An 8431-nucleotide genomic window follows, 5' to 3' on the forward strand; every position below is an offset into this window, starting at 1 on the left:
CTGACTCCTGGCTCCTGACTCCTGTCGCAACAAAAGATGTCTGAATTTTCGCGGGAAGTTCGATCGACCCGTCTCGCCCGCGAAATCTTCGCCGGTGTGAGGGAGAGCGGATCGCTGATAGCCGATCGCCAAAACCTGCTATGTTATGGGGAGGCAAAAACCATCTAAATAGATATTTTCACGAGTGGTAGTAACGGCATGGCTTACAGGCGGGTATTACTAAAATTGAGCGGCGAGGCCCTGATGGGAAATCTCGGCTACGGGATCGACCCGATGGTAGTTACCTCGATCGCCCAAGAGATCTCCGAGGTCGTCGCGTCGGGGATTCAATTGGCTATCGTCGTGGGGGGTGGCAATATTTTTCGGGGGGTGAAGGCCGCTTCTGCCGGAATGGACAGGGCGACCGCCGATTATATTGGTATGATAGCTACCGTGATGAACGCCATGACCTTGCAGGACGCGTTAGAACGCGCGAACGTGCCGACACGGGTGTTAACGGCGATCGCCATGCAAGAAGTAGCCGAACCCTATATCCGACGGCGCGCGATCCGTCACTTGGAAAAGGGACGGGTGATCGTTTTCGGGGCGGGATCGGGAAACCCTTTTTTCACGACCGACACGACCGCGGCACTCCGGGCGGCGGAAATCGACGCGGAGGTGGTGTTTAAAGCGACGAAAGTGGACGGGGTATACGATTCCGATCCGACGAGCAATCCGAACGCGCGGCGTTTTCAGAGTCTTACCTACGGTCACGTTCTCGCTCACGATCTCCGGGTGATGGACGGGACGGCGATCGCTCTGTGCAAGGAGAATAATATTCCGATCGTTGTTTTCGATCTCTCGGTGCCGGGCAATATCGTTCGCGCCGTACAAGGTGAACCAGTTGGAACGTTGGTAGGAGGTTCCTGTGAAGTTAGCTGAAGTTCAAGACCATATGCAGAAGACCATCGAATCTACCCAGAGGTCTTTTAATACGATTCGCACCGGTCGGGCGAACGCGTCACTACTCGATCGGATCGTGGTCGAGTATTACGGGACGGAAACCCCGTTAAAGTCCCTCGCGACGATCAGCACTCCCGATTCGACGACGATTTCCATTCAACCCTACGATCGCACCAGTATGGGAGCGATCGAGAAGGCGATCTCCCTCTCGGATATCGGGTTAACCCCCAGTAACGACGGACAGGTGATCCGCTTGAATATTCCGCCGTTGACGAGCGATCGACGGAAGGAACTGGTGAAACTGGCCGCGAAACTGGCCGAAGAGGGTAAGGTGGCGATCCGCAATATCCGCCGGGACGCGATGGACGCGGCCAAGAAACAGGAAAAAAATCACGACATTTCCGAGGACGAGGCCCGCGATCTCCAGGATCAGATCCAGAAAACCACCGATAAATTTATCGCCAAGATCGAGGAACTGTTAGCGGCGAAAGAGAAAGATATTATGACCGTTTAGAGAAGCCCGATCGAGTTTTTGAGAGAACAGGCCGCCTGGCCTGTTTTTTTTCACGGTCGAGAGTTTTGTCAGTCGATCGATCCGTATACTCAACCATCGCGCGCCTCGATCGAATAGGATTGTAACGGCGGATCGGGAACCGTTAAATATTCCCCCGTGTCGAGACGGTATTCAAAATGATGGTGGGGACAGGTGAGGATATTATCGGTGATTTCGCCGTCATCGATCGCCATTCCCAGATGATTACACGCGTTCCGAAAAGCGGTCACTTTTAACCCGTTTCGGTGCGGTAAAATCGAGTGTCCTTCCATCTTGATCCCCAACACTCCCCCGATTTCTACGGTCTGTTCGCGATCGATCTCACTCATAAAAAATACGCCAATAGTCCTTTTTACGAAAAAGCCGTTAAAGGTTTCGCCGCGTTTGCCAGGTCGTCCTACGAACTAGGCGTGACGATTTCCGCGAAACCCGTGGAAATTTACGCGCTTTTGGGTGGGTGTAACAGCCCACCTCTATTTTTAAATCATTGAGGGTTTAACTATTCCCGGATCGCCACGATTATCTTTTATTCCCACGCGGGATCGTCGGGATCGATCGCTGTCTTCTGAGAACGAGAATGTCGTCTATCCATATAAGCTTGGAAGGCTAGATTATCGTCCCGACGCGCGAGGAAGTAATCTTTTAACTCTCGATCGCTCATGGCCGCGTAATTAATATCATTCATACTTTTGTACTCCAGTTCGTTAAAGTCTCGAACTCAAAAGTTTCTTTTTTTTTCGATAAAATCAATCTTTAGGTGAACGAGAAAGAAAGTAACTTTATTCCCGAGGATTTTTTAATCCGAACAGCGATCGATACACGTTTTCCCCCTTGTTATAGGTCGCGATCTCGCGTTCGGTGGGGACGGGAAAAATATTTTCCGCTAACCATTGGCTCTCGTGTTGTCGGATAAAATGCGGATTCTCGGCGAATCGATCGGTCATTTCCCGCGCGATCGCTTCCACGTCCGACTGTAAAAAAACAATCCCGTCGGGAGCTAAATACCTCGCTAGACTGTTGACTAATTCCGGTTGTACCACTCGGCGCTTACTGTGGCGATGCTTGAACCAAGGATCGGGAAATTGAATGGAGACTTGTTTCAATTTTCCCTCGGGAAGTGACTCGAGTAAATCTTCCAAGCTCACATTAATATTACAGAAAAGAAAATAAAGATTGGTATAACCTAACCGATCTTTTTCCTCGTTCGCCTCGATTACCAATGCCTCGCGGATCTCGCTCCCCAGAAAGTTGATTTCCGGGTACAATCCGGCCATTCTGGTTAAAAATCTCCCCCGCGCGCAACCGATATCGAGGTGGATCGGGAGCGTGAGATCTTGGTAAACTTGGTTCCAATCGGGGATAGCGATCGGGGTGCGGTATTTATAACTGAGGGGATTGACGTGTTGACGGACGCGTACTCTAGCCAAAGATACTGTCTCCTGTCGATTCTCGATCGATCCAGTGTACCGATTTACCGAGACAAAGCGCGATGAATTTTCGTTTCGCCATTTTGAGCGATCCCCATATCGCTCTCCCGCGCACCATCCAAACCAATCCCAATCGCTTCCACATGGTGGAAGTTAGCATGAGGGCTTTGGAAATCGTTTTAGAGCGTTTACAGGCTTTAAAGCTCGATTTCTTGCTGATCCCCGGCGATCTCACCCAGGACGGGGAACCGGAAAACCATCGCTGGTTAGCCGATACCCTCGCTCGTCTCCCCTTTCCCGTCTACGTCGTCCCCGGTAATCACGATGTCGTCCGTTTACACGCGACGGAAAATCATATCGGTTTAGACGATTTCCCCGTTTATTATCAAAACTTTGGTTACGATAATCCCGAAAAACTCTATTACATTCAAGAAATTTTCCCGAAAGTCAAATTAATCGGTTTAAATTCCAACCAATTCGACGAAAACGGTAAACAGATCGGGCACCTGGACGGGGAACAACTGCTCTGGCTGAAAACCATTCTCCCCGATCTGCGCGACGATCTCGTGCTGGTGATGATCCACCACAACATTATCGAGCATTTACCAGGACAGTCCAGCCACGAGTTAGGACGACGCTATATGCTAGATAACGCACCCGATTTATTGACTCTTTTACAAGAAAACGGCGTGAATCTCCTGATAACGGGACATTTACACATCCAGGATATCGCCCATTCGCGCGGAATTCACGAGATCACTACCGGTTCACTGGTGAGTTATCCCCATCCTTACCGGGTGATCGAGTACCGCGGGAACACGGGAGAGCTACATATTGAATCTTTTCACCTAAAAAGTCTGCCAGAATGGGAGAATTTAGCGGAAATGTCCCGGAAATGGTTAGGCGATCGCTCCTATCCCTTCATGATGCGTCTGCTTACTACCCCTCCTCTCAACCTACCGATCGAGATCGCCGAGGAATTAGCCCCGAAATTGCGGAATTTTTGGGCCGATGTCGCGGGAGGGGACGCGATCTTCGATTTTGTCGATTTTCCGCCGATCGCCCGTCGTTACTTCCAAACCTTCAGCGCGATCGATTCCCGCGGAAATCCCCGTCTTATCGACAATCAAACCGTTTTAAATCTTAAATCCGGCTCGATCGTCGAGAGAACCCGTGTAGGATGATTTTCAGCAACGATCTCGATTAACCTCATGAAACGTTTTCTCATCACCTTTTTCTGTACTCTCTCGATCGTCGCGCTCGGCCTCTTCGGCTGGCAGTATAGCGCGACGAGTCAAGCGCTAACTTTAGAAAGTGCCGGATTAACCCTACAGCAAGTCGGTTCCGGGGTTTACACCCTGATCGCGAGTACCGATTTCCCCGCGAAAGACATGAAAAGAATCGCCATCTGTAACGCGGGAATCGTCATCGGCAAAGACGGGGTTTTAGTCATCGATCCCTTTCAGAGCGAGGAATTAGGAAAATTACTACTTCAGACGGTGAAAAAAATCACCGATAAGCCCGTTCTTTACGTTCTCAACACTCACTATCATTTCGATCATACGGGAGGCAATAAAGCGATCGCCGACGGAACCATCCCGATTATCGGCCGCGGCCCGATTCGCGAGTTCATGATCGAGAAAAATAAGGACAACGACCCGAATCCGAATCCTCCCGATCTGATCGTCAACGGACAGAGTACCATCTGGTTGGGCGATCGAAAAGTGATCGTCGAATCGGTAGAAGGCCATTCGGGAGGAACCGACGTGATCGCCAGCGTACCGGACGCGAACGTGTTATTCAGTGGCGATATTCTTTTTAATCAACGGATTCCCTACGTTTCCGACGGAAATATCCAACAATGGCAGGAAACTTTAAACCGTTTAATCGCCACCTATAACACGGCGAAAATCGTCCCCGGACACGGAGCGGTAACGGATGTGAACGGATTAAAATCGCTACAAACCTATTTCAATGATTTAACCCGTCTGGCGCTCGGTTGGAAAGAAAAAGGACTGAGCGAGGAAATGGCCGTAAAAACCTCGTCGGAAATTCCAGCCGCGTATAAAAACTATAAATTTCAAGCCATGTACCCCTTGAATTTACAGACGGCCTACCAACAGATAACGCTCGCGAAATAATGTCAGAAATCACCGAGATTGTCGCGATCGCCATCGGCGCGGTCGCGGGCGCCCTATCCCGATTCCACTTCACCCAATGGACGCAAGCGAAATTCGGCTTTAAATTTCCCTACGGAACTTTTATTATTAATTTGACCGGATGTTTAGCCGTGGGTTTCTTTTTCACCCTCTCGCGGGGAATTACCGGCTATCCCGCGGAACTAGATTTACTAATTAGAATCGGATTTTTAGGTTCCTACACCACCTTTTCGACTTACGGTTTCGATACCATAATTTTATGGCGTAGTCAAAAAATTATGCCGACCGTGTTTTATTGGGCTGGAAGTGTTATTTTCGGTTTAATAGCGGTCATTACTGGTGTAATTATCGCTCGATTTTTTGTAACTTAAAATAAAGGGTATACGATGGATATTTTGAAAGATCGTTATTCGTTAGCTGTATCGATCGGGGCAATTTTCGGAGCCTTAAGCCGTTTCTATATCACCGAATTTTTTACAACCATTTTCGGAAAAGGTTTCGGGTTCTATGGAACCTTATTCGTGAACGTGTCCGGATGTTTGATAATCGCCTATATTTTAACCCTCTCGATCGAGAATATCCGCCTCATCTCCCCCGAACTCCGACTGATGACCACCACGGGCTTCTGCGGCGCGTACACCACATTTTCTACCTACGGATTAGACGCGACAAGATTATTAGAAACTGGAAATACTATCCCATTTTTACTGTATTGGATCGGTAGCTCGATCGCCGGGACGATCGCTATCTCGATCGGCGTTTTTCTAGCCAGATCTGGCTTCCCGAAATCGTGAATTCTCCTATCTATACCCACTTTTCTCGGTTCGGTAATAATATTTAACTCGCTTAAATAATCACGATATTGTAGGGGCGCAAGGCTTGCGCCCTCTAAGGTTCGCGCCTTATAATTTCCTCGCCAAAGTCAACCCGTCGCCGATCGGAACCACACTAATATCCACCCGTTTATCCGCGTGAATTTTCTCGTTGAGGGAACGGATAATTTTCGTCCGGTTATCGGTCGTCCCCGCGTCCGCGACTTTCCCCCCCCAAAACACATTATCGATCGCTATCACCCCGCCCGATCGAACCAACTCTAGAGATTGTTCGTAATAGCGATCGTAATTACTTTTATCGGCATCGATAAAGGCGAAATCGAACGTTTCCCCGTGACCGGTCGCGAGTAAATTATCCAACGTTTCTACAGCCGGCGCGACGCGAAGATCGATTTTCCCGCTAACTCCCGCTTTTTCCCAATACCGACGCGCGATAGTGGTGTATTCCTCGCTCACGTCGCAAGCGATTACCCGTCCGTCCTCCGGTAAAGCCAAAGCCACCGCGAGCGAACTATATCCCGTAAAAACGCCCACTTCCAGCGTTTTTTTCGCCCCGATCAGTTTTACCAGAAACGCCATAAATTGACCCTGTTCCGGCGCGATCTGCATCATCGCCATCGGATTCGCGCCCGTTTCCCGACGCAATTCGGCCAGGATAGACGACTCGCGACAGGCGATCGATCGATAGTATTCTAAAAATTCCGGGGGGAGTCCGAGGGTTTGAGTCGCCATAACACCAGTTCCGCTAGACACTCTCCCACTCTACCGCGAACCCCCGAAAATTTAATAAACACAGAAAATCCCCCGCGTGGTATAAAAGTAAAGGATTATTAAGCCATATTCGCGAGGTTTCTCGATCTCGCGGCGTTTCTATATCGATAGAGACGAATTTTGTATTGACAAAGTGAGCGGTTAATGGTAAAGCCGGAAATCGATCGAGAACTTGTCGAGCGTTTCCCACCCGTTCCTGTCGATACCCTTCCTTCCCTTTTCACCGGAGATTTCATGACGGCCACGACAGACAAGTTTAACGAACAGTTGATCCCCTCGATCGAACCGAACTTTACATTAAGAGATATTATCAAAACCATTCCCAAAGAATATTTCCAAAAAGACCGCGCCAGAGCGTGGTTTACCGTTTTCTGGAACGTTCTCGCGGTGATCGCCGGTTACGCCTCGATCGCCTTTTCTCCCTGGTATCTCCTCCCTCTCGCTTGGATTTTCACCGGAACCGCACTAACCGGTTTCTTCGTTATCGCCCACGATTGCGGTCATCGTTCCTTTGCCAACCGGCGCTGGGTTAACGATCTCGTCGGTCATACCCTACTGTTACCGCTGATCTATCCCTTCCACTGCTGGCGCTTCCTGCACGATCGCCATCACGCCAAAACCAACATGGTCACGGTCGATAACGCGTGGGACCCCTGGGAACTAGAAGCCTATCAAAAATCGAACGCCGTCGTCCGTATTTTCTACCAAGCCATCCGCGGACGTTTGTGGTGGATCGGTTCGATTTTCCACTGGGCGATCCTCCACTTCAACCTCGATCAATTCAAACCCAACGAAAAAGAAAAAGCCCGTTTCTCGATGCTCGTGGTCGTCGTTTTCTCGGTCTTCTTTTTCCCGACCCTAATTTATTTCACCGGTATCTGGGGATTGGTTAACTTCTGGCTGATGCCCTGGCTCGTCTATCATTTTTGGATGAGTACCTTCACCCTCGTGCATCACACCGATCCCGATATTCAATTCGCCTATCCCGAACAATGGAATGAAGGCAAAGCACAATTAGAAGGAACCGTTCACTGTACCTATCCCCGCTGGGTAGAAATTCTCTGTCACGATATTAACGTTCATATTCCCCACCATATCTCGACGGCGATCCCCTCGTACAATCTCCGCAAAGTTCACGCCAGTTTACAGGAAAATTGGGGTTCCCATCTTCGCGAAACTCGCTTTTCTTGGAGCATGATGAAACGGATCGTCGATCGATGCCACATTTTCGATCCCGATACCGCCTACAAAACCTTTAAAGAAGTCCGACAGTAATTTCTGAACAATTTCCGAACTTTCCCCTTCTCGACCTCGACGAAGGGGATTTTTATTCGGCTCGATCGAACCGCGCCAATAATTCCTCGCGACTTGCCTCTAGTAAAAGACGACTCGACTCGATCGCCGGGAGTTCTAACAAACCCTCGATCGCCCGGTTGAAAGACTCGTCCAATTCCCCGAACCGAACTCGCAGTAAATTCTCGATCATCGATCGTCTTTCCTCTCTCTCTTCCTGACGACCTTCTTCGCGAGCCTCTCGTTTCGTCGCCTCTTTCCATTCTAGATAAACTTCGGATAACGCCATAAATACCTCCCGATCTTCGTCTTCTAAAAGATTTTGAATCTCGACCGAAACGCGCCAACTCACTAATAATTCAGTCACCCTTTGACGGAGGGAATTCTCGCGCGGTAGGGTTAATACAGCCTTTCTCGTAAAGATGAGGTATAATACTGCGGATAGCTAAATTG

11 protein-coding genes and 1 pseudogene are annotated in these 8431 nt (G+C 49.4%); 7 read left to right on the forward strand and 5 right to left on the reverse strand.

Annotated features, from left to right (window positions below):
* The first annotated feature begins 198 nt into the window (after window positions 1-198).
* Both pyrH and frr read left to right on the forward strand, forming a co-directional pair.
* The gene (pyrH, locus tag V0288_RS17150; RefSeq protein ID WP_332866362.1) at window positions 199-921 is read left to right on the forward strand and encodes a UMP kinase; all 723 of its coding nucleotides are present in this window, start codon (window positions 199-201) and stop codon (window positions 919-921) included.
* 13 nt (window positions 922-934) lie between these two features.
* Window positions 935-1456: a ribosome recycling factor gene (gene frr, locus V0288_RS17155; RefSeq protein ID WP_479687456.1), complete on the forward strand. Its 522-nt coding sequence runs from the start codon at window positions 935-937 to the stop codon at window positions 1454-1456.
* 89 nt (window positions 1457-1545) lie between these two features.
* Here frr and V0288_RS17160 read toward each other — a convergent pair whose 3' ends face one another.
* From V0288_RS17160 to trmB, 3 genes are all read right to left on the reverse strand, one after another.
* Entirely contained in the window at window positions 1546-1824 is a 279-nt protein-coding gene (locus V0288_RS17160) for a Rieske (2Fe-2S) protein (protein WP_332866364.1), read from the reverse strand.
* A 197-nt stretch (window positions 1825-2021) separates the two neighbouring features.
* Window positions 2022-2180: a DUF6887 family protein gene (locus V0288_RS17165; RefSeq protein WP_332866365.1), complete on the reverse strand. Its 159-nt coding sequence runs from the start codon at window positions 2178-2180 to the stop codon at window positions 2022-2024.
* A 94-nt stretch (window positions 2181-2274) separates the two neighbouring features.
* Window positions 2275-2922 carry a tRNA (guanosine(46)-N7)-methyltransferase TrmB gene (gene trmB / locus V0288_RS17170; RefSeq protein ID WP_332866366.1) on the reverse strand — a complete coding sequence of 216 codons (648 nt, stop codon included), beginning with the start codon at window positions 2920-2922 and terminating at the stop codon, window positions 2275-2277.
* Window positions 2923-2984: 62 nt separating this feature from the next.
* On the opposite strand from trmB, the gene V0288_RS17175 reads away from it, so the two are divergent.
* Genes V0288_RS17175 through crcB (V0288_RS17190) form a run of 4 tightly spaced genes read left to right on the forward strand, consistent with a single transcriptional unit; the run spans window position 2985 to window position 5875 of the window.
* The gene (locus V0288_RS17175; RefSeq protein ID WP_332866367.1) at window positions 2985-4106 is read left to right on the forward strand and encodes a metallophosphoesterase family protein; all 1122 of its coding nucleotides are present in this window, start codon (window positions 2985-2987) and stop codon (window positions 4104-4106) included.
* Between the two features lie 27 nt (window positions 4107-4133).
* Window positions 4134-5063 carry an MBL fold metallo-hydrolase gene (locus V0288_RS17180; RefSeq protein ID WP_332866368.1) on the forward strand — a complete coding sequence of 310 codons (930 nt, stop codon included), beginning with the start codon at window positions 4134-4136 and terminating at the stop codon, window positions 5061-5063.
* Complete coding sequence (gene crcB / locus V0288_RS17185; protein WP_332866369.1) at window positions 5063-5452, forward strand: fluoride efflux transporter CrcB; 390 nt, start codon at window positions 5063-5065, stop codon at window positions 5450-5452. Before V0288_RS17180 ends, crcB (V0288_RS17185) begins: the two co-directional genes overlap by 1 nt.
* 15 nt (window positions 5453-5467) lie before the next feature.
* On the forward strand, window positions 5468-5875 hold the full coding sequence (gene crcB / locus V0288_RS17190; protein ID WP_332866370.1) for a fluoride efflux transporter CrcB: 408 nt from the start codon (window positions 5468-5470) through the stop codon (window positions 5873-5875).
* Window positions 5876-5983: 108 nt separating this feature from the next.
* On the opposite strand, the gene V0288_RS17195 is transcribed toward crcB (V0288_RS17190), so the two are convergent.
* Window positions 5984-6646 (reverse strand): class I SAM-dependent methyltransferase, encoded by a 663-nt coding sequence (locus V0288_RS17195; protein ID WP_332866371.1) that lies wholly within the window; start codon window positions 6644-6646, stop codon window positions 5984-5986.
* 273 nt (window positions 6647-6919) lie between these two features.
* On the opposite strand from V0288_RS17195, the gene V0288_RS17200 reads away from it, so the two are divergent.
* Window positions 6920-7960 carry a fatty acid desaturase gene (locus V0288_RS17200; RefSeq protein ID WP_422662006.1) on the forward strand — a complete coding sequence of 347 codons (1041 nt, stop codon included), beginning with the start codon at window positions 6920-6922 and terminating at the stop codon, window positions 7958-7960.
* 52 nt (window positions 7961-8012) lie between these two features.
* Here the strand turns inward: V0288_RS17200 and V0288_RS17205 are convergent.
* Window positions 8013-8390 (reverse strand): annotated as a pseudogene (locus V0288_RS17205) (hypothetical protein); the annotation flags it as partial.
* Window positions 8391-8431 lie beyond the last annotated feature (41 nt).

The sequence above is a fragment of the Pannus brasiliensis CCIBt3594 genome, from assembly GCF_036688125.1.
GTDB lineage: Bacteria > Cyanobacteriota > Cyanobacteriia > Cyanobacteriales > Microcystaceae > Pannus > Pannus brasiliensis.